Origin of the sequence: Embleya sp. NPDC059237, assembly GCF_042754105.1 — a bacterium.
Classification (GTDB): domain Bacteria; phylum Actinomycetota; class Actinomycetes; order Streptomycetales; family Streptomycetaceae; genus Embleya.
This window is the reverse complement of sequence record NZ_JBHZAE010000004.1, coordinates 565,360-585,807: the sequence shown is the minus strand read 5'-3', so window position 1 is coordinate 585,807 and position 20,448 is coordinate 565,360. Positions and strand designations below refer to the sequence as shown.

The 20,448-nt window shown below is 71.8% G+C and carries 18 protein-coding genes; 12 read left to right on the top strand and 6 right to left on the bottom strand.

What is annotated here, in order from left to right; all coding sequences use genetic code 11:
- Positions 1–4 precede the first annotated feature (4 nt).
- A complete protein-coding gene (locus ACFXKZ_RS16700) occupies positions 5–550 on the bottom strand; it encodes a nuclear transport factor 2 family protein (RefSeq protein ID WP_380000971.1) in 546 nt (181 codons plus the stop codon).
- Positions 551–648: 98 nt separating this feature from the next.
- Between ACFXKZ_RS16700 and ACFXKZ_RS16695 the strand changes: the two genes are divergently transcribed.
- Complete coding sequence (locus ACFXKZ_RS16695) at positions 649–1,773, top strand: serpin family protein (protein WP_380000969.1); 1,125 nt, start codon at positions 649–651, stop codon at positions 1,771–1,773.
- On the opposite strand, the gene ACFXKZ_RS16690 is transcribed toward ACFXKZ_RS16695, so the two are convergent.
- Complete coding sequence (locus tag ACFXKZ_RS16690; protein WP_380000967.1) at positions 1,725–2,348, bottom strand: helix-turn-helix domain-containing protein; 624 nt, start codon at positions 2,346–2,348, stop codon at positions 1,725–1,727. The genes ACFXKZ_RS16695 and ACFXKZ_RS16690 overlap by 49 nt on opposite strands.
- Positions 2,349–2,385: 37 nt before the next feature.
- Here ACFXKZ_RS16690 and ACFXKZ_RS16685 point away from each other — a divergent pair, with 37 nt between their 5' ends.
- Together ACFXKZ_RS16685 and ACFXKZ_RS16680 are read left to right on the top strand one after the other, a co-directional pair.
- Positions 2,386–3,657, top strand: coding sequence for an MFS transporter (locus ACFXKZ_RS16685; protein WP_380000965.1), 1,272 nt, complete (start codon positions 2,386–2,388; stop codon positions 3,655–3,657).
- An 83-nt stretch (positions 3,658–3,740) separates the two neighbouring features.
- Complete coding sequence (locus ACFXKZ_RS16680) at positions 3,741–4,718, top strand: LLM class F420-dependent oxidoreductase (RefSeq protein ID WP_380000963.1); 978 nt, start codon at positions 3,741–3,743, stop codon at positions 4,716–4,718.
- A gap of 15 nt (positions 4,719–4,733) precedes the next feature.
- Here the strand turns inward: ACFXKZ_RS16680 and ACFXKZ_RS16675 are convergent, their stop codons facing one another.
- The 4 genes from ACFXKZ_RS16675 to ACFXKZ_RS16660 all read right to left on the bottom strand — a co-directional run bounded on the left by ACFXKZ_RS16675 (position 4,734) and on the right by ACFXKZ_RS16660 (position 8,393).
- Positions 4,734–5,600: an amidohydrolase family protein gene (locus tag ACFXKZ_RS16675; RefSeq protein ID WP_380000961.1), complete on the bottom strand. Its 867-nt coding sequence runs from the start codon at positions 5,598–5,600 to the stop codon at positions 4,734–4,736.
- Positions 5,601–5,706: 106 nt separating this feature from the next.
- A complete protein-coding gene (locus tag ACFXKZ_RS16670) occupies positions 5,707–6,900 on the bottom strand; it encodes a lipid-transfer protein (protein ID WP_380000959.1) in 1,194 nt (397 codons plus the stop codon).
- Positions 6,897–7,343 (bottom strand): Zn-ribbon domain-containing OB-fold protein, encoded by a 447-nt coding sequence (locus tag ACFXKZ_RS16665; RefSeq protein WP_380000957.1) that lies wholly within the window; start codon positions 7,341–7,343, stop codon positions 6,897–6,899. The genes ACFXKZ_RS16670 and ACFXKZ_RS16665 overlap by 4 nt, the downstream gene beginning before the upstream one ends.
- 102 nt (positions 7,344–7,445) lie before the next feature.
- Entirely contained in the window at positions 7,446–8,393 is a 948-nt protein-coding gene (locus ACFXKZ_RS16660; protein WP_380000955.1) for a diiron oxygenase, read from the bottom strand.
- A 176-nt stretch (positions 8,394–8,569) separates the two neighbouring features.
- Between ACFXKZ_RS16660 and ACFXKZ_RS16655 the strand changes: the two genes are divergently transcribed.
- From ACFXKZ_RS16655 to gcvH, 9 genes are all read left to right on the top strand, one after another.
- Positions 8,570–10,627 (top strand): acetoacetate--CoA ligase, encoded by a 2,058-nt coding sequence (locus tag ACFXKZ_RS16655; protein ID WP_380000953.1) that lies wholly within the window; start codon positions 8,570–8,572, stop codon positions 10,625–10,627.
- Positions 10,628–10,762: 135 nt separating this feature from the next.
- Positions 10,763–12,121 carry a glycosyltransferase 87 family protein gene (locus ACFXKZ_RS16650; protein WP_380000951.1) on the top strand — a complete coding sequence of 453 codons (1,359 nt, stop codon included), beginning with the start codon at positions 10,763–10,765 and terminating at the stop codon, positions 12,119–12,121.
- Positions 12,122–12,269: 148 nt separating this feature from the next.
- The gene (locus ACFXKZ_RS16645; protein WP_380000949.1) at positions 12,270–13,703 is read left to right on the top strand and encodes a glycosyltransferase 87 family protein; all 1,434 of its coding nucleotides are present in this window, start codon (positions 12,270–12,272) and stop codon (positions 13,701–13,703) included.
- A gap of 63 nt (positions 13,704–13,766) precedes the next feature.
- Positions 13,767–14,423: a CDP-alcohol phosphatidyltransferase family protein gene (locus ACFXKZ_RS16640; RefSeq protein ID WP_201260924.1), complete on the top strand. Its 657-nt coding sequence runs from the start codon at positions 13,767–13,769 to the stop codon at positions 14,421–14,423.
- Positions 14,424–14,535: 112 nt separating this feature from the next.
- The gene (locus ACFXKZ_RS16635) at positions 14,536–17,031 is read left to right on the top strand and encodes a sugar phosphate nucleotidyltransferase (protein ID WP_380000947.1); all 2,496 of its coding nucleotides are present in this window, start codon (positions 14,536–14,538) and stop codon (positions 17,029–17,031) included.
- 223 nt (positions 17,032–17,254) lie between these two features.
- Complete coding sequence (locus ACFXKZ_RS16630; protein WP_380000945.1) at positions 17,255–18,232, top strand: DUF881 domain-containing protein; 978 nt, start codon at positions 17,255–17,257, stop codon at positions 18,230–18,232.
- Complete coding sequence (locus ACFXKZ_RS16625) at positions 18,229–18,561, top strand: small basic family protein (protein WP_020548716.1); 333 nt, start codon at positions 18,229–18,231, stop codon at positions 18,559–18,561. Before ACFXKZ_RS16630 ends, ACFXKZ_RS16625 begins: the two co-directional genes overlap by 4 nt.
- Before the next feature lie 367 nt (positions 18,562–18,928).
- Positions 18,929–19,867, top strand: coding sequence for a DUF881 domain-containing protein (locus ACFXKZ_RS16620; RefSeq protein WP_380001153.1), 939 nt, complete (start codon positions 18,929–18,931; stop codon positions 19,865–19,867).
- A 74-nt stretch (positions 19,868–19,941) separates the two neighbouring features.
- Positions 19,942–20,328, top strand: a complete 387-nt coding sequence (gene gcvH, locus ACFXKZ_RS16615) for a glycine cleavage system protein GcvH (RefSeq protein ID WP_380000943.1) — start codon at positions 19,942–19,944, stop codon at positions 20,326–20,328.
- The last annotated feature ends 120 nt before the right edge of the window (positions 20,329–20,448 follow it).

The window sequence follows — 20,448 nt, the reverse complement described above, 5'->3', positions numbered from 1 at the left end:
CCGATCAGGCCGGCGGGCCCGGGTCGGCGGGGAACGGCGCGTACACCGCGTCGGTGCGATCGCGTCGGCCCGTGCGCAGCCCCTCGGGCACCGGCCACTGCCCGGCCGCGTCGTCCACCCGGACCCACTCGGTGGTGGCCACCCGGCGGGCGATCCGCCACACGCCGTCGCGCCGGGCGAAGTCGTCGATGTAGCGGAAGCCGGTGGTCAGGTTGCCGCGCGGCGCCGGGTCGGCACTGCGGTGGAAGGCGATCCCGTACGTCTCCGAACGGGCGAGATCGGGCGTGTCGTCGCGGAAGTCCACCAGGTGGTTGCCGGTCAGATGCATGGTCGAGGTGTATCGGGGGAGCAATCGCCCGATCCATGCGAGGTATTCGTCCACCGTCCCGGTGAAGGCGCCGTGTTCGTCGGTGGCGTCGGGGTGGTAGCACGCGCGGACGGCGTCGAGGTCCATCCGGTCGATGCCCCGGCAGTACCGCGACACCACGTCGCGGATCGCCTGACGGTCGATGAGTCTGCGCAGCTCCACGTCCCCGCCGAAGTCGTCCATGACGCACGACACTACGGTCGGGAGGCATACATCTCCTCGGCCGGGGGACACCGAACACCTCCGGGCAGCGACGACGTGGCGACGACAAGGGTGATCAGATGGAACCGGCTCTGCGCGAACACGCGGGCGCCGTACGGGAGCTGGCCTCGCGTCTGCTCGACGCGATGCTGAGCGACGCCGGGGTGCGGGCGGCCGGTGGCGACGTGGTGTGCTCGCCGACCGGCCTGTGGCTGGCGCTCGCGGTGCCGGCCGTCGGCGCGGACGGGGACACCGCCGAGGAGTTGGCCGACGTGGTCGGTCTCGCCTGGCCGGAGGCGGCGCCCGCGGTGGACGCGGTGGCGCGTGAGCTGGCCGGGATCGAGGCGCTCGCGGTGGCCACCGGGGTGTGGAGCGCGGCGCCGCTGCGGGCGGAGTTCCGGGCCGCGCTGGCGGAGGTCGAATTCGGGTCGCCGGTGGATCCGGCCGCGCTGGACCGGTGGGTCGCGCGGGCCACGGATGGGCTGATCGAGCGGATACCCGTGCGGATTTCCGAGGCGACGCGGCTGCTCGTGGTCGGCGCGCTCGCGCTGCGCGCCCGCTGGCGGGACGGGTTCGATCCCGCGCGCACGCGCGATCGGCCGTTCCACGCCGCCGACGGCACCCGGGCGCCGGTCCCGATGATGCACCGGGAGGTGCCCGCCGCCGACGTGTGGACGATCGACGGCCGCGACGGCGAGGTCACCGTGGTGGAACTGCCGTGTGTGGGGGAGCGGCCCGCACGGGTGCGCTTCGCGCTGGGCCCGGCGCAGGCCCCGCCCGCGTCGGTGATCACCGCCGGGTGGGCGCCGCGCGAGACGGGGACGCCGTACGAGGGCGCGGCGGTGGAGGTGGCCGTACCGCGCTTCGAGCTGCGCACCCGGCTCGACGTGGTGCCCCGGCTGCGGGCGCTGGGCGTGACGGCGCCGCTGGGCGACGCCGCGGACTTTCGCTGGGCGACCGACGAGCCGGTGCGGATCGACGCGATGGTCCAGGAGTCGCTGCTGCGGGTCACCGAGGAGGGCGTCGAGGCGGCGGCGGTGAGCGCCGTCACGCTCACTCCCGTGAGCTTTACGCCCAAGCCGCGTCCGGTGTGCTTCGACCGGCCGTTCGCGTGTGTGGTGACGGATCCCACCGGCTACGTGCCGCTGTTCGCCGGCTACCAGGCCACGGTGCCTCGGGAGGCGGCGGCGCCGACCTCCCGGTAGCGGGGGTCGGGCACACCCGCGTAGACCACGGTCATGGTCAGCCGGACCGGCTCGGCGCGGGTGTTGCGGTACACGTGCGGCCGATCGCCGCGCATCCGCAGCGCGTCGCCGGGGCCGACGGTGAACGTCGCGCCGCCCACCTCGACGGTCACCGTGCCCTCGTGCACGTGCAAAAGCTCACGCGTACCGGTCGGGTGCGCGTCGGCGGACACCTCGTCGTGTGCCGCCAGGCGCAGTTCCCACAGCTCGGTGAACGGCGCGGTGGTGTCGTTGATCAGCAGGCGGAAGACGCTCTCCCGGCCGCCGGGGCGGGTCGGCGCGTCGTCGCGGCGGGCCACGTGGCCCAGTTCCTCGGGCGGCTCGACCAGCCGGCCCATCGGGATGCCGAGGGTGGCCGAGATCCGGGCCAGGGTGGCGATGCTCGGGTTGGTCCGGCAGGTCTCGATCTGCTGGAGCATGTTGCGGCTCACCCCGGAGCGGCCGGCGAGTTCGTCCAGCCGCCAGCCCCGGGCCTGCCGGGCGGCGCGCAGATTGGCGGCGAGGGTGTAGCCGACGGCTTCGGCGGGATCGGTCATGGCGCGATTGTGTCCTTGGGTCCAAAATACTGTGTCCATGACACAGAATAATGTGCACGGACCGGAAGTCGGGCAGGACACGACCGAAGTCGAGGCCGCGGGGGGCCGCGCCGAAGTCCGGGTCCGGCGTCCGGTGCGGCGGTTGCTCGGGGTGGGGCTGGTCGACTACCTGGGCGTGGGGTTGTTCGTTGCGTTCTCCGCCGTCTACTTCACCCGAATCGTCGGTCTGTCCACCGGCGGTGTGGGTCTCGGCCTCGGGCTGGCCGGACTGATCGCGCTCGGTACGGCGGTGCCGATCGGCCGGCTCGCCGACCTCGTGGGGGTACGCAACACCCTGGTCGCCCTGCACCTGGCCCGCGCGGCCGGCACCGCCGGCTACGCGGCCGTGGGCGAGTGGTGGAGCTTCCTCGTCGCGGTCGCCGTGGTCACCACGGCCGACCAGAGCGTGTCCGCGCTCACCCAGGCGTTCGTGGCCGAACTCGCCGACGGCGCCGACCGGGTGCGCACCCTGGCCGCCTACCGCACGGTGGCCAACCTCGGGATCAGCCTCGGCGCCCCGCTCGGCGGCCTGGCCATCGGCCTGGACGACGCGGCGGCGTTTCGCGCGGTCGTGCTGGTCAACGCCGCCGCTTTCGTCCTCGTGGCCGCACTGCTCGCGACCATCCCGGTGCCGCCGGCCCGAGGCGCGGCGACGCGGGTGTCCGGGTGGGGCGCGCTGCGCGATCGGCGGGTGTGGGGACTGGCCTCGATCGACACGCTGCTCCAACTGTGGCTGCCCGTGCTCAATCTGGGCATCCCGCTGTGGCTGACCACCCGCGGCGGGTTGTCCGCGTCCTGGCTCGGCGCGCTGTACGCGGTCAACACCGTCTTCGGCGTGGTGTGCCAGATGCCGGCCGCCCGGCTCGCGATGTCGGTCCGCGCCGCGCGGCGCTGCCAGGTGGCGGCCGGCGCGCTGCTCGCGGCGGCGTGCGTGCTGCTGTGGTCGGCCGAACGGGCCCCCGCCGCCGTGGTGTTTCCGATCGGCGTACTGCTGCTGTCCTGCGGCGAGGTGATCGCGGTGTCCGCCGCCTGGACGTTGTCCTACGCCGTCGCACCGGACGACCGCCGGGCCGAATACCTGGCCGCGTTCGGCATGGGCCGCTCGGTCGGGCGCCACGTACTCGGCCCGATCCTGATCACCGGACTGCTCCAGGCCGTGGGCGGCATCGGGTGGGGCGTCCTGGCGGCCCTGTTCGCGAGCGCGGGCGTCGGCACGCTGTTCGTCCGCCTCCCGCCCGATCGCCCGGCTGCCGACGCACGCGAAGCCTGAGCGGCGCGTCGTGCGCACGCCCGCGCTGTGGTAGTCCTGATCGACCACCACGACCGTCTTCGGGAGTACGCGGAGGAGCACGCATGGATCAGGCCCGCTTCGGGATCACCGTTCCGCTCGACGCCCCGCTCACCGAACACCCGCGCCTGATCCGCGAGTTGCGCAGGGCCGGCTACACCGACGTCTGGTCGGCCGAGGTGGACGGCTCGGACGGCTTCACCCCGCTCACCGTGGCGGCCCTCGCCGACCCGGACGTGCGCCTGGGCACCGCGATCGTCTCGCCGTACACACGCGGCCCGGCCACCCTGGCGATGAGCGCGGCGGCGCTCGCCGAGGTGGCCCCCGGCCGCTTCCACCTGGGCCTGGGCGCCGGCTCCGCGCCGATCGTCGAGGGCTGGAACGGGGCCGCGTTCGACCGGCCCTATCAGCGGGTGCGGGACACCGTGCGGTTCCTGCGCGCGGCGTTCGCGGGGGAGAAGGTCACCGAGGAGTACGAGACCTTCGCGGTGCGCGGCTTCCGGCTGTCCCGGCCGCCGCAGAGCCCGCCGCCGATCCTGGTCGCCGCGCTGCGCCCGGGCATGTTGCGGCTCGCCGGCCGGGAGGCCGACGGCGCGATCCTGAACTGGCTCTCCGCGAAGGACGTCGAACGTGTGGTGCCGTACGTGCGCGAGGGCGGCCCGGACAAGGAGATCGTCGCGCGGATCTTCGTCGTGCCGACAGGGGACCGGGACACCGCGCGGGCGATCGGCCGAAGGATGATCACCGCCTACCTCACCGTCCCGGTCTACGCCGACTTCCACCGATGGCTCGGGCGCGAGGAGCAGTTGGCGCCGATGTGGGAGGCGTGGGCCGAGGGCGACCGCAAGCGGGCCCTCGACCTGGTCCCGGACGCGGTGCTCGACGACCTGATCGTGCACGGCGAACCGGCCGAGTGCCGGGCGCGGATCGCCCGCTACGTCGCGGCGGGCGTCACCGTCCCGGTCCTGGCCGTCATCGACCCCCGCCCCGGCGCCGACCCGATCGAGGCGGCACTCGCCCTGGCCCCGACGACGGCCGGCTGAGCGCCGGCCGGCCGATCAGAGCCCGAGCACCCGCAGGGCGTTGGTCCGCAGGAACTTCGGCCACACCTCGTCCTTGAAGCCGACCCCGGGCAACTCGGCGAAGATCCGGTCCAGGGTCAGCCCGTACGGGAAGTAGCCCGCGTACATGACCTTGTCCGCCCCGCGCGTGTTCGCGTAGTCGACGATCGCGCGCGGGTAGTGCTTGGGCGCGAACGCCGACGAGGACCAGTGCAGGCCCGGCCACTTGAGCATCAGCTTGACCGCCAGGTCGCACCACGGCTCGCCGCCGTGACGCAGCACCACGGTCAGCTCCGGGAAGTCGTAGCAGACCCGGTCGAAGCGCATCACCTCCTGCGCGGCGGCCGGTACCCGGGGCCCGGGGATGCCCGCGTTCACGAACACCGGCAGGCCCAGCTCCACACAGGTCGCGTAGAGCGGATACGCCAGCCGGTCGTCGATCGGCACCGGGGGTGTGCAGCCGCACGGGAAGAAGGTCGCGGCCAGGATGCCCGCCTCCTCGCGTGCCCGGCGCAATGCCCGCACGCCCGCCATCACGTCGGTCGGATCCACCTGGAAGCTGCCGAGCAGCCGATCCGGGTGCCGGCGCACCGCGTCGAGCGTGTCCGGGTCCTCGAACGAGACCGGGATCAGCGCCTTCTCCACCCCGAACCGGTCCATCTCGCGCAGCAGATCCTCGGCCGAGGAATCGGTGCGCTCCATGTCGGGCAGATCCTTGAACATGTAGCCGGCCGGGTGGGTCATCCCGGTCCGGCTGTCCTCGTCCCGCAGGGTGCCCGCCATCGCGGTCGCCCACCAGCGCCGGTCCCGATTCGGCAGACCCATCAGCAGGTCGACCACGCCGATGCCGTCCGGAATACCCATGCACACCTCCGTACAACGGAAACGATCCCGGAGCCGGTCCCGGCCGTGGCGCGGCCGGAACTCCGGGATCGTTTCGGTGACTTGTCGGTTCGTCGCCGCGCGGACGCTAGCGGGTGACCACGATCGACGAACCGTGCCCGAACAGGCCCTGGTTGGCGGTGATGCCCACCCGGGCGCCCGCCACCTGGCGAGCGCCGGCCTCGCCGCGCAGTTGCCAGGTCAACTCGCAGACCTGGGCGATCGCCTGCGCGGGCACCGCCTCGCCGAACGAGGCCAGGCCGCCGGAGGCGTTGACCGGGATCCGGCCGCCGATCTCCGTCGCGCCGTCGCGCAGCAGCTTCTCCGCCTCGCCGGGCGCGCAGATGCCCAGGTCCTCGATCCAGTCCAACTCCAGGGCGGTGGACAGGTCGTAGACCTCGGCCAGGCTCAGATCCTCGGGCCCGATGCCGGCCTCCTCGTACGCGGCGTGCGCGAGCGAGGCGCGGAAGGACAACTCCTGCGGGGCGACCGCCGCCGACGAGTCGGTCGCGATGTCGGGCAGCTCGATCAGCGCGCTCGGGAAGGTCGGGGTGACCGTGGAGACCGCCGAGATGCGCACCGGGGCGGTGGTGTGCCGGGCGGCGAACTCCTTGCTGCACAACACCACGGCCGCCGCGCCGTCGGAGGTGGCGCAGATGTCCATCAGCCGCAGCGGGTCGCACACGATCGGCGAGGCGGCCACGTCCTCGGCGGTGAACGCCTTGCGGTAACGGGCGTTCGGGTTGCCCAGGCCGTTGCGCGCGTTCTTGACCTTGACCCTGGCGAAGTCCTCGACCGAGGCGCCGTACAGGTCGATCCGACGCCGGGCGTACATCCCGAAGTAGGCCGGGTTGGTGGCGCCGAGCAGGTGGAAGCGCACCCAGTCCGGGTCGTCGGGACGGTCCCCGCCGACCGGCGCGAAGAAGCCCTTGGGGGCCGCGTCGGCGCCGACCACGAGGGCCACGTCGCACAGGCCGGCGAGGATCTGCGCGCGAGCGCTCGCGATGGCGTGCGAGCCGGACGCGCAGGCCGCGTACGAGCTGGAGATGCGCGCCCCGGTCCAGCCCAGCGCCTGGGCGAAGGTGGCGCCGGCGACGAAGCCCGGGTAGCCGTTGCGGATGGTGTCCGCGCCCGCCACGAACTGGATGTCCTGCCACGCCAGTCCGGCGTCCTTCAACGCGTCCTGGGCGGCCTTGACGCCGTACTCGACGAAGTTGCGGCCCCACTTGCCCCACGGGTGCATGCCCGCGCCCAGGACGACGATCTCGCGGTCGTTGCTCATGCCCGAACCTCCACCGGCCGTACGTTCCACGTGGTGTGCACGTACTCGTCGTCCTCGTACAGCACGCCGGGCACGATCTCCACCGGGTCGCCGACCTTCAGGTCGTCCACGCCCACCCCGGGCGCGCCCTGGCTGAGCACGATCAGGCCCTCGGCCTCCAGGCGCACCGCGACGATGGTGTACGGCCGCCATTCGACGTCCGGATCGGACACGAACGGCGCCGGCGGGCGGTAGCCGGCGTTCGTGTACGACCACACGGTGCCGCGCTTGGACAGCGGCACCTCGGCGAACTCGGTGCCGGAGCACGCCGGGTTGCCGCAGAACGTCTCCCGGCGCGGGAAGAACACGGTCCCACAGGCGGTACACCGGGTGCCGAGGAGGGAGAAATCCTCCCCGGACGTGGTGAACCAACCGGGGACCACGGGCTTGTGGTCCTTCGTCACGGGGCCCTCCAACTCGTCTGGCCGTCTCGTCCGATGTGTGTACGGACCACAGTCTGACGGATCGTCAGTTCCGCGCGCCAACCCGGCCGGGGGTATTTACGGTCACACCCGCCGCCGTGCCGGGGTGGGTATTCCACGTCCCATCAGACCCGACGCCCGCCACAGTCGCAGGCCCGGCCCGCCGAGCAGGCCCTGCTCGGCGTAGAAGGCGATCAGCCGCCGCGACCAGTGGGCGAGCGTGTCCAACCGGTGCGGATTGGCCCGCGCGGTGCGATACGCCTCGGCCGGATCCAGACCCACCGCCGCGTACACCCCGGGGTGCACCAGACGGGTGGCGATGATGTGCGCGGCGCGGGCCAGCGCGAGCCGGGTGATCGCCCGCTCCGCCCGGGACAGGTGCGGCGCGCCCCGAGCCACCTCGTCGCGCGCGTAGCGCACGTGCCGGGCCTCCTCGACCACGTGGATCCGGGCGGTCCGCCGGGTGATCGGCTGCAGCGACTCGTCGGCCATCATCTCGCGCTGCATCGTGTCCAGGACCTCCTCGGCGATCAGTGCCATCGCGAAGGCCTGCACGCCCGAGCCGAACGTCTTCATCGCCCGCGCCGCCATGTGCGCGTACGGGCCGGGTCCGTACTCCGGGCACTCCAGCTTGTCGATCAATCGGCCGAACATGGTCGAGTGCCGGCACTCCTCGGCGATCTCCATGAACGCGTACTGCACGTGTCGCGAGGTCAGCGGCCGGTCGTAGACGTGCCGGATGAGCAGTTGCATCAGCACGACCTCGAACCAGATGCCGACACTGGCCATCGAGGCGACCTCGTGCCGGGACAGGTCGACGCGCTGCCGCTCGCTCATCCGCTCCCACAGCGGCGTGCCGTACAAAGTGACCCGATGCGCGGGCAGGAAGTAGGCGCCGTCGACCAGTGGGGCGTCCCAGTCGACGTCGGCGATCGGGTCGAACGCGTGCGCGTGGGACGCGGCCAGCAGCCGTTCCGCGACGCGTTCGCGGTCGGTGCCGCAGTCGCTGACGATGGGGTGTGGGCCGGGCATGCGGGGCCTCCTTCGCCGGATGTGCCGCCGGACTTGTTTCCCGTCGGTAACATCCCGCGTTCGCTCCGCCGCGTCCAGAGTCCCCACGAAGATCCTTTCCGACTCGCCCGGGGGATGCGCGCGCGGGCGCGAGATGGCAGGGTCGGGGGGCACACCGCGTGGAGGGGGCAACAAAGATGACGGAATCGAGCGAGCGGGCCGAGTTGCTGTGGCAACCGTCGGCCGAGCGGGTCGCCGCCGCGGCGGTCACCCGCTATCGCGCGTGGCTCGCCGCCGAACGCGGCGTCCACGCCGAGGACTACGCCCGCTTGTGGGAATGGTCGACCACCGAACCCGAGGCGTTCTGGGCCTCGCTGTGCGATTGGTTCGACCTCGACCTGGGCGATCGTGAGGTGGTACTGGCGGACCGGACCATGCCCGGTGCCCGCTGGTTCCCGAACGCCCGGCTGAACTACGCCCGGCAGGCGCTGCGGCACACCGAGGACGGCGACCCGGAGCGCCCGGCGATCGTCCACCTGGACGAGGAGCTGATCCCGCGCGAGATCTCCTGGGCCGAGCTGCGCCGCCAGGTGGCGTCCTGTGCGGCCACCCTGCGCGAGCTGGGCGTGCGCCCCGGCGACCGGGTCGCGGCCTACGTGCCGAACACCCCGCACGCGGTGATCGGGCTGCTCGCCTGCGCCTCGATCGGCGCGGTGTGGTCGGCCTGCGCGCCCGACTTCGGCGCGCGCAGCGTGCTCGACCGGTTCCAGCAGATCGAGCCGGTGGTGCTGCTCGCGGTGGACGGCTACCGCTACGGCGGCAAGGAGGTCCGCCGCGCCGACGTGGTCGCCGAACTGCGCGAGGGCCTGCCGACCGTGCGACACGTGTTGCATGTACCGCTGCTCGACGAGCCGACGCCCGACGGCGTGCTGCCCTGGGCCGAGGTGATCGGGCGCGACCTGCCCGCCGACGGGCTCGACTTCGAGTCGGTCGGCTTCGATCACCCGCTGTGGATCCTGTACTCGTCCGGCACCACCGGTCTGCCCAAGGCGATCGTCCAGGGCCACGGCGGGATCGTGCTCGAACACCTGAAGGAGGCCGCGCTCCAACTCGACCTGGGCCCGAACGACCGCTTCTTCTGGTACACCTCCACCGGCTGGATGATGTGGAACATGCTGGTCGGCGGCCTGCTCGCGGGCACCACGATCGTGCTCTACGACGGCAGCCCCGGCTACCCGGGCCCCGAGGCCCAGTGGACCGTGGTGGAGCGGGCCGGGGTGACCTGGTTCGGCACCTCCGCCGCCTACGTGATGGCCTGCCGCAAGAAGGGGCTGACCCCGCGCGTCTCGCACGACCTGAGCCGGGTGCGGGCGCTGGGCACCACCGGCTCGCCGCTCCCGCCCGACGGCTTCCGCTGGGTCTACGACGCGGTGGGCGCCGACATGTGGCTGGCCTCGGTCAGCGGCGGCACCGACGTGTGCAGCGCCTTCGTCGGTGGCAGCCCGGACCTGCCGGTGTATCTCGGCGAGATCCAGTGCCGGGCCCTGGGCTGTGCGGTCGAGGCGTGGGACGAGCAGGGCCGGCCGGTGGTCGACGAGGTCGGCGAGCTGGTGATCACCCAGCCGATGCCCTCGATGCCGATCCACTTCTGGAACGACCCCGGCGACGCGCGCTACCGGGCCAGCTACTTCGACACCTACCCGGGCGTGTGGCGGCACGGCGACTGGATCACGCTCACCGAGCGCGGCACGGTCGTCGTGCACGGCCGCTCCGACTCGACGCTGAACCGGCAGGGCGTGCGGATGGGGTCGAGCGACATCTACGAGGCCGTCGAACGCCTCCCCGAGGTGCGCGAGTCGCTGGTGGTGGGCCTGGAACTGCCCGACGGTGGCTACTGGATGCCGCTGTTCGTGGTCCCCGCGCCCGGCCACACGCTCGACGAGGCGCTCCAGGCCCGGATCCGCGCGGTGATCCGCGAGGAGGTCTCGCCCCGGCACGTCCCGGACGAGATCATCGCCGCGCCGGGCGTGCCGCACACCCTCACCGGGAAGCGGATCGAGATCCCGGTGAAGAAGCTGCTCCAGGGGCGCGCCCTGGAGGACGCGGTCAACCCCGGCTCGGTCGACGACCTCGACGTGCTGCGCTTCTACGCCGAGGTGGGCCGCTCGCGGGCCCGGGCGCAGGAGAGCAGGCAGGCGGACAAGCCGGCCGACAAGCCCGAGGACAAGCCCGTGGACAAGCCTCTGGACAAGTAGGTCGAGAATCCGACGTAGGCGGTGGAACGGGCTGGACCGGTGCGGAACGGCCCGCAACATCCGATGAACACAACACTGTGACGCGTACGGAGTAGTGCGGAGCAAACGGGCGTCGGCGGTGGCACGATCAGGTGCATGCCCGAGACGTCACGTCGCACCCAGCGCTTCCTCGGACGTCTCCCGGTGTTGGCCGCGGTCCTGATCGCGGGGTCGGTCACCGCCTACGTCGCGCTCGCGCTGACCCGACCGGCGACCATGTGGTGGCTCGGCGACCTGCGGGTCTACCAGGCCGGCGGGCGGGCCATCCTGGACGGTCGGGGGCGGCTCTACTCGATGTCGGTCGGGATGGCCCACCTGCCGTTCACCTACACCCCGTGCGCCGCGCTGCTGTTCACCCCGCTGGCCTGGTTGCCGTGGGGCGTGCTGCGCTGGGTGTCGGTCGCGGGCAACCTCGCGTTGCTCACCCTAGCCGCGCACCTGGCCTGGGGCATGGTCGGCGTGCGCCGCCCGCGCCGACTGCCCGCGGCGGCGATCACCGCCGCCGTGCTGCTGTGGAGCGAACCCGTCCAGGAGACGCTGCGGTTCGGCCAGATCAACCTGCTCCTGCTGGTGGTGATCCTGGCCGACCTCTCCCGGGCGCCCGATGCCCGGCTGCGCGGCTGCGGGGTGGGCCTGGCGGCCGGGCTCAAGCTCACCCCGGCGATCCTGATCCCCTACCTGTTCCTGACCGGCCGCATGCGCGAGGGGCGCAACGCCGTCCTCGCGCTCGGGACCGGGCTGTTCGTCGCCTTCGCTGTGCTGCCGCGCGAGTCGCTGCGCTACTGGGGCGGCCTGTTCCTCGACGACACCCGGGTCGGCCCGGTCCAGGTACCGGGTAACCAGTCGCTGCGCGGGATACTGATCCGCCTCACCCACGAGGCACCCCCGCCGGGGCCGCTGTGGTTCGCGATCGCGGTCGCGGTCGGCGTCGGCGGCCTCGCCCTGGCCGCGGTGATCGGCCGCAGCCGACCCGACGACCCGCGACGCGACCTGGCCGGACTGTGCGTCACCGCGCTGACCGGACTGTTGGTGTCGCCGATCTCGTGGACCCACCACTGGGTGTGGATCGTGCCGGGTGGTGTGCTCCTGGTCGACGCCGCCCGCCGGGCCGGTCCGTTCCGGACCCGGGCCGGGCTCGCCGCGCTCGCCCTGGTCGTGCTCACCGCCGCGGTGCCGGGACGCCGGGTGGAGCTGCCGGTGCCGGTGCCGACCGGGCTGATCTGGCAGGTGCCCTACCGCGACGGCCGCGAACTGCGGCTCGCCGGGTGGGATCTGGTGCTGGCCGACGCGTACACTCTCGCCGGGCTGGCCGCGCTGCTCACGATCGCGGTGGGTCTGGCCGCGAGCCGGCGAAAGTGCGCGAGCGCGTCGGTGGAAGCCGTTACGCTCGATCCGCCGGAACCGGTGGGCCGACCGTCCCCGGGGAGTTCCACGCCCACCCCGGCCGGGGTGTAGCCCCCGTCCGGACGGACGTGGGGTCACGGTCCGCGGTTCCCGTCCGCGGCACTGGACGCCGGGCCGTTTCGACCGTGTGGATATCCTGACCCGGCGCCACCCGGACTGGCGCCCATTGAACCGTGCAGTTGTGGAGTCCCCGACCGACATGTCCTTGCCCCGCGTGCTCGTCACCTCCTGCCGCGAGTTGTTGACGCTCGCGCCCCGCGTCCCGTTCGGGCACGAGCACAGCCGGGAACCCCGTCGGCCGGGACGCGTCGCGCTCGTCGGCGGCGCCCTGATGGTGCTCTCGCTCGGCCTGTGGGCGCTGTGGACCTACCTCAACCGCCGCGACATGTGGCACATGCTCGACCTGAGCGTCTACCACGACGCCGTGCACAGGTTGCGCGACGGCGACCGGATCTACACCGAGAACTACGGCAAGTGGGAACTGCCCTTCATCTACCCGCCGATTTCCGGGCTGCTCTTCTACATCGTGCTGCCGCTGGGCTTCGCCGGCCTCAAGTGGTTCATGGCGTGCCTCAGCCTGCTGTCGCTGTTCGCCGTGGTCTGGGCCTCGTGGGGGATGCTCGGCTACCGGCGCGGCGCGGGCCGGTTCGGGGTCAGCGCGGCCACCTTCGCCGTGGTCCTGTGGCTGGAGCCGGTGGAATGGACGCTCGTGTGGGGGCAGATCAACCTGCTGCTCCTGGCGCTGATCGTGCTCGACCTGGCGCTGCCCGACGATCGCCGCTACAAGGGCATCGGGGTCGGCGTCGCGGCCGGCCTCAAGCTCACCCCCGCGATCTTCGTGGTGTACCTGCTGATCACCCGCCGGTTCCGGGCCGCCGCGGTGGCCTCCGGCGCGTTCGTAGGCACCGTCCTGGTGGGTCTGGTCGCCGCGCCGTCGGCGTCCGCGTACTACTGGGCGAACCTGGTGTCGATCAGCGGCAAGGTCAATTCCAAGCTCAGCGTCGGCACCCTCAACAACCAGTCGGTGCAGGGCATGTTCACCCGTATGCTCGGCGACGGCGGGCCGGCCAAGGGGCTGTGGTTGCTGCTCTGCCTGGTCATCGGGGCGCTGGGCCTGCTGGCCGCGGCCCGCGCCTCGCTGTACGGCAACGAACTGGTCGGCGTGGTGATCACCGGCGGCCTGTCGCTGTTCGTCTCGCCCATCTCGTGGTCGCACCACTGGGTGTGGGTGGTGCCCGTGTTCGTCCTGCTCACGCACACCGCGCTGACCCGGGCGAGACCGCTGTGGTGGTGGCTGACCGGCGCCTTCTTCGCGTTCTTCGCGGCCTGGCCGATGCGACTGAACGTCCTCGGCGACTGGGACGGCACGCAGACGCTCCAGCCGTGGGGCCTGATCTGGCTCGCCCCCCGGGACGGCGACCGCGAACGGCACTGGACGCCGCTCGAGTTCGTGCTCGGCAACGGCTACCTGTTCGCCGGCATCGGGCTCACCCTGATCCTGGTCCTGCGCATCCTGCGCGACCGCGGCCCGCTGCCGACGCTTCCCGGGCCGGCCGCCGAGAGCACGACCACGACCGCCACGCCCGACAGCCCCGCCCCGGACCCGGTCTCCGGCGGCTCCGGGCGTCGCTGAGCCCGTCCGGCGCGACATAGGCTGACCTCGAACGAAGACCCACCGGAAGAAAGCAGAGGACCCGTGGACGCCCACGTGGACGCGGCCCCGCCGCCTACCCGGGAGGGCGGCGTCGACGCTCCCAGCGACCGGATCGTGACGATCCCCAACCTGCTCAGCTTCGCCCGCCTGCTCGGTGTCCCGGTCTTCCTGTGGCTCATCCTGGCGCCCGAGTTCGGCGGCCCCAAACACGACCTGTGGGCGCTCGCGCTGCTCATGCTCAGCGGGATCAGCGACTACCTGGACGGCAAACTGGCCCGCCGCTGGAACCAGGTCAGCAAGGTCGGCGCGATCCTGGACCCGGCCGCCGACCGGCTCTACATCCTCGCCACCCTGGTCGGCCTGACCTGGCGCGAGATCCTGCCGATCTGGCTGACCGCGATCATCCTGGGTCGCGAGTTGTTCATGGGCGTGGTGCTGTTGATTCTGCGCCGGCACCGCTACGGCGCGCTCTCGGTCAGCTTCGTCGGCAAGGCCGCGACCTTCAATCTCATGTACGCCTTCCCGCTCCTGCTGCTCAGCGACGGCACCGGACGTGTCGCAACTCTCGCCGCGATCTTCGGATGGGCGTTCGCGTGGTGGGGTACTGCGCTGTACTGGTGGGCAGGAGTCCTCTACGCAGCCCAGGCCAAACGGCTCGTGGCCGCGGACAAGGCGAGTCGCACAGCGACCGCCGGGTAGCGAAGGGATCGCCGGACAACGCGGCGATCACGAGATACTCAAACCACGCCACCCGGCCCCGGCAATTCAGCCGTGGGTGCGGGTGGTGTGACGCGATAGGAGGACGAGACCGATGAAGGCCGTCGTCATGGCCGGAGGCGAAGGCACCCGCCTGCGCCCGATGACCTCCAGCATGCCCAAGCCGCTGCTGCCGGTGGTCAACCGACCGATCATGGAGCACGTGCTACGGCTCCTCAAGCGCCACGGGCTTTCCGAGACCGTCGTCACCGTCCAGTTCCTCGCGTCGCTCGTACGCAACTACTTCGGCGACGGCGAAGAACTCGGCATGAGCCTGACGTACGCGAACGAGGAGACTCCGCTCGGCACCGCGGGCAGCGTCAAGAACGCCGAGGAGGCGCTCAAGGACGACACGTTCCTGGTCATCTCCGGCGACGCACTCACCGACTTCGACCTCACGGCACTGGTCGAGTACCACCGTGCCAAGGGGGCCCTGGTCACCGTCTGTCTGACCCGGGTGCCCGACCCCCTCGAATTCGGCATCACGATCATCGACGACGAGGGGCGGGTGGACCGGTTCCTGGAGAAGCCGACCTGGGGTCAGGTCTTCTCGGACACCGTCAACACCGGCATCTACGTGATGGAACCCGAGGTCTTCGACTACGTCGCCGCGGGTGTGTCCGTGGACTGGTCGGGTGACGTGTTCCCCAAGCTGCTCAAGGAGGGCAAGCCGATCTACGGCTATGTCGCCGAGGGCTACTGGGAGGACGTCGGCACCCACGAGAGCTACCTCAAGGCCCAGGCCGACGTGCTCACCGGCAAGGTCGACGTGGACATCGACGGCTTCGAGCTGTCCCCGGGCGTATGGGTCGCCGAGGGCGCCGAGGTGGACCGCGAGGCGATCCTCAAGGGCCCGCTCTACATCGGCGACTACGCCAAGGTCGAGGGCGGCGTGGAACTGCGCGAGCACACCGTGCTCGGCTCCAACGTGGTGGTCAAGCGCGGCGCGTTCCTGCACAAGGCGGTGGTGCACGACAACGTCTACGTCGGCCCGCAGACCAATCTGCGCGGCTGTGTGATCGGCAAGAACACCGATGTGATGCGCGCCGCCCGGATCGAGGAGGGCGCGGTCATCGGTGACGAGTGCCTGATCGAGGAGGAGTCGCTGGTCGCCGGCGACGTGCGGATCTACCCGTTCAAGACGATCGAGGCCGGCGCGGTCGTCAACACCTCGGTGATCTGGGAGTCGCGCGGTCAGAAGTACCTGTTCGGCCCGCGCGGGGTCTCCGGCATCCTCAACGTCGAGATCACCCCCGAACTCGCCGTCCGGCTGGCCGGGGCCTACGCCACCACGCTCAAGAAGGGCGCCACCGTCACCACCGCGCGCGACCACTCGCGCGGTGCCCGGGCGCTCAAGCGCGCGGTGATCTCCGCGCTCCAGGCCAGCGCGATCAACGTGCGCGACCTGGAGAACGTGCCGATGCCGGTGGCCCGTCAGGAGACCGCGCGCGGCTCGGCCGGCGGGATCATGATCCGCACCACGCCCGGGGTGCCGGACTCGGTGGACATCATGTTCTTCGACGAGCGCGGGGCGGACCTCTCGCAGGCCGCGCAGCGCAAGCTCGACCGGGTCTTCTCACGCCAGGAGTATCGCCGGGCCTTCCCCGGCGAGATCGGTGAACTCACGTTCCCCGCGCGGCCGTTCGACAGCTACTCCGGATCACTGCTGAAGGCCCTGGACATCACCGGGGTGCCCGAGTCCGGGCTCAAGGTGGTGGTGGACGCCGCGCACGGCAACGCCGCGCTGCTGTTGCCCAGCATCCTGGGCCGGCTGGGCATCGACGCGCTCACCGTCAACTCCGGGCTCGACGACGCCCGGCCCACCGAGACCGTCGACGAGCGGCACGAGGGGCTGCTGCGGCTCGGTGAGATCGTGGCCTCCTCGAAGTCCGGGTTCGGCGTGCGCTTCGACCCGGTCGGCGAGCGCATGTCGCTGGTGGACGAGCGCGGGCGGATCATCGACGACCACCGCGCGCTGCTCGTACTGCTCGACTGCGTGGCGGCCGAACGCGGCGGCGGCAAGATCGCGCTGCCGGTGACCACGACCCGGATCGCCGAGCAGGTCGCGGCCTATCACGGTGTCCAGGTGCAGTGGACCACCACCTCGCCCGACGACCTGGCGCGGGCCGCCCAGGCCGAGGACACGATCTTCGGCGGCGACGGGCGCGGCGGGTTCGTCATTCCCGAGTTCAGCACCGTCTTCGACGGCACCGCCGCGTTCGTCCGGCTGATCGGCCTGGTCGCGCGCACCCAACTGACGCTGAGCCAGATCGACGCGCGCATTCCGCGCGCACACGTGCGCCGGCGGGACGTGGCCACGCCGTGGGCGGCCAAGGGCATGGTGATGCGCCGCGTGGTCGAGGCCGCGGGCGACCGGGAGATCGACACCACCGACGGCGTGCGCGTGGTGGAGACCGACGGCCGCTGGGCGCTGGTACTGCCGGACCCGGCCGAGGCGGTCACGCACGTGTGGGCCGAGGGTCCCGACGACGACGCCGCGGACGAACTCCTCGACGAGTGGAGCCGGGTGGTGGAGCACGCGGGCGACTGACGCCCGCTCACCCTCGCTCCGATCCCGCTCGCCGGCCGCCGCCGTCGGCGGTGGCCGGGAGTGTCTTGTAGGGTCTCTTCCGGCCGTGGATCGCCGCACGCGATCCGCGGCCGGATCCCGTATCGGACCCTGCAACGGGCACTCCGACCGGCATGGAACGATGGGGCGCATGTCAACGCGGGAGACACCGGGAACAAGCCGGTACAGGCGGCCGGACGCCTCGATGTCCCTGCTCGTGGACATGATGACCAACAGCCTCGACGCCGGCTACGCGGAGGCCACCGCGCGGCGTGCGGTGCGCGGCGACACCGGCATGAACAAGGGCCCGCTGGCCCGGATACTCGCGGTCGTCGGGGTCGCGCTGATCGCGATGATCCTGATGGTCGCCGCGATGAAGGTGCACGCCGCCGCGCCGCAGGCCGAGCGTGAGCGGCACCAGCTGGTCGACCGCATCCACGCCGACGAGGCCGAGGTGGACGGCCTCCAGTCCACCGTGGAACGGTTGCGCGACGAGGTGGACGCGATCCAGGAGGTTTCCCTGCCCAAGGGAGCCAAGGACCGCGTCGAACTGCTCGCGCTGCTCACCGGATCCGAACCGGTCGAGGGGCCGGGGCTGAAGGTGGTCGCCGACGACGCCAAGGGCTCGGACAACAGCAACGGCACCAGCGACCCGCGCCAGGCCGAGGCCGCGGCCAACGGCCGGATCCTGGACCGGGACCTCCAGCGGCTGGTCAACGGCCTGTGGAAGGCCGGCGCCGAGGCCATCTCGATCAACAACCAGCGGCTGACCGCGCTGTCCGCGATCCGCGCCGCCGGCGCCTCGATCCTGGTCGACAACCGCCCGCTGGCGCCGCCCTATACGATCCTGGCGATCGGCAACGCGAAGCCGATGCAGGTGGAGTTCATGGTCGGCGCGGACGGGCGGTATCTGCGCCAGTTGCAGGAGAACTACGGGATCCGGGTCAACCTGAGCGCGCAGAAGAAGATGAAGCTGCCCGCCGCCCTGGGTACCTCGCTGCGCTACGCGAACCCGGCGGGCGCACCGCCGCCGGCCCCGCCGCCGAGCACCCCGGCCAAACCGACCCCGAGCCCACCGCCCGCCACGCCCACGGGCACCGGCGGACCGCCGAGCGGTTCGGCCCGGCCGACCGGCGCGCCGACAACGTCGCAAAAGGCGACCGAACGAAAGGGTAAACAGTGATCGCGGTCCTCGGCCTGGTCCTCGGGGTCGTGGTCGGGTATCTCGCCCGACCCGTGATCCCGCACGAGCTGGAGCCGTACCTGCCCATCGCGGTCGTGGCCGCCCTCGACGCGGTCTTCGGCGGCCTGCGCGCACTGCTCGACGGCATCTTCGACGACAAGGTCTTCGTGGTCTCGTTCCTGTCGAACGTGGTCGTGGCGGCCCTGATCGTCTTCCTCGGCGACAAGCTGGGCGTCGGCGCGCAGCTGTCCACCGGCGTGGTGGTCGTGCTCGGCATCCGGATCTTCTCCAACGCGGCGGCCATCCGGCGGCACGTCTTCCGGGCCTGACGGGGAGTCACACATGGCCGACGAAACGGACGAGACGCGCGGGCGACACGCCCGCCATGACGAGGACCCCCGTGAATTGGGGCTCCCGCGCCCGCCGGAGGAGCCGCAACGCCCGCCGGCGCGGGAACCTGCTCCGGCTCCGGCTCCGATTCCGGATCCGGACCCCGATCCGGAACCGGTGCCGGCCCCCGGGATCGAACCGGAGCCGGAGGCGCCGTCCGCCCGCAAACCCACGATCGAGACCCGGCGCCCGGTCGACCTCTACCACGAGGGCCGGCACATCCGGGAGCGGATCCGCGAGCAGGCCGCCGAGGTGACCTCGGAGATCGCGCCGATCACCGCGCCGGTGCGTGAGTCCGCACACGAGATCCGGCACAAGCTCCCGGCGCGCGAACCACGTGAAACGCCCGAACCGGGCGACCCGTCCGAACTCCCGCACGCGGGGGCGCGCGCCGAAGCGCGCGACACGCCCGGGCCGGAATCGGATTCGGTCGGGGCCGCGCCGCCCGACGGGGCGGACCGGGTCGATCCGCATCCGGTCGCGTCGCACGCCGCCGAGCCGGTCGACGACCAGCCGGGTCGGCGCCGGCTGATCGAGGCGTTCTGGCCGCCGCGCGTGAGCCGGGCCCAACTCGTGGGCGCCGTGCTGCTGTTCGCGCTCGGCGCCGGGCTGGCCATCCAGGTCAGATCGAACAACGAGTCGAACCCGCTGCGCGGCGCGCGGCAGGAGGACCTGGTCCGGGTGCTGGACGAACTCAACGCGCGCACACGGCGGTTGGAGGACGAGAAGCACCGCTTGGAGAACAGCCGCACACAGCTGCAGAGCAGCAACGACCGGGTCCAGGAGGCCCGGCAGCAGAACGCGGCCAAGGCGGACGCCCTGGGCGTGCTGGCGGGCACCGTCAAGGCGAGCGGGCCCGGCATCACACTGACGATCACCGATCCGCAGCGGCAGGTCACCGGCGACGTGCTGCTCGACACGCTCCAGGAACTGCGTGCGGCGGGCGCCGAGGTGATCCAGATCAACGATGTCCGCGTGGTGGCCGGTACCTGGTTCAATGGCACGCCGCCGGGTGACATCGTGATCGACGACGTCAAGGTGCTGCCGCCGTACGTGTTCAAGGTGATCGGCAATCCGCAGGATCTCCAGCCCGCGCTGAACATCCCCGGAGGCGTGGTGAAGACGCTGGAGAAGAAGCAGGCGGGGGCCATCGTCACCCCCTCGCAGGACGTGCAGATCGACGCCTTGCGGCCTGCGAACAAGCCTGGTTACGCTCGCTCGGCACCGGGCGCCGGTAACGGGTGAGCACACCTGACAGAATCAGTCCGCCGGTCGCCGTCGGTGCATCACTCATCAGGCAAGAAGGGCAGGCTGTCCGCATGTACCCCGCAGATCTCGCGTACACGACGGAGCACGAATGGGTGCGCGTCATGGAAGAGATCTCCGGGACGGTGCGGATCGGCATCACCGAATTCGCGCAGGACGCGCTCGGTGACATCGTCTACGTCACGCTGCCGCCGGTCGGCACCCGCGTCGTGGCCGGAGAGCCCTGCGGCGAACTGGAATCGACCAAGAGTGTCAGCGACCTCTTCGCGCCGCTCGACGGCGTCGTGACCACCGTCAACGACGCGCTCGACGGTGCACCGGAGTTGGTCAACTCCGATCCCTACGGCGATGGTTGGATGTTCGAGGTGCGCCTCGACGACCCCGCCGCCCCGGCCGCGCTCTTGGACGCGGCCGCCTACCAGAACAGCCTGGGCTCCTGACGGCCCGGCGAAGCGGTAGGCAGTCCATCACCACGACCCACTCCTCCTGCCCCACGGGCGGGCCAGGTTCTCTCGGGGAGGTTCGCCCGTGAAGTTGTTCGCGAAATTGTTCGGTCGTTC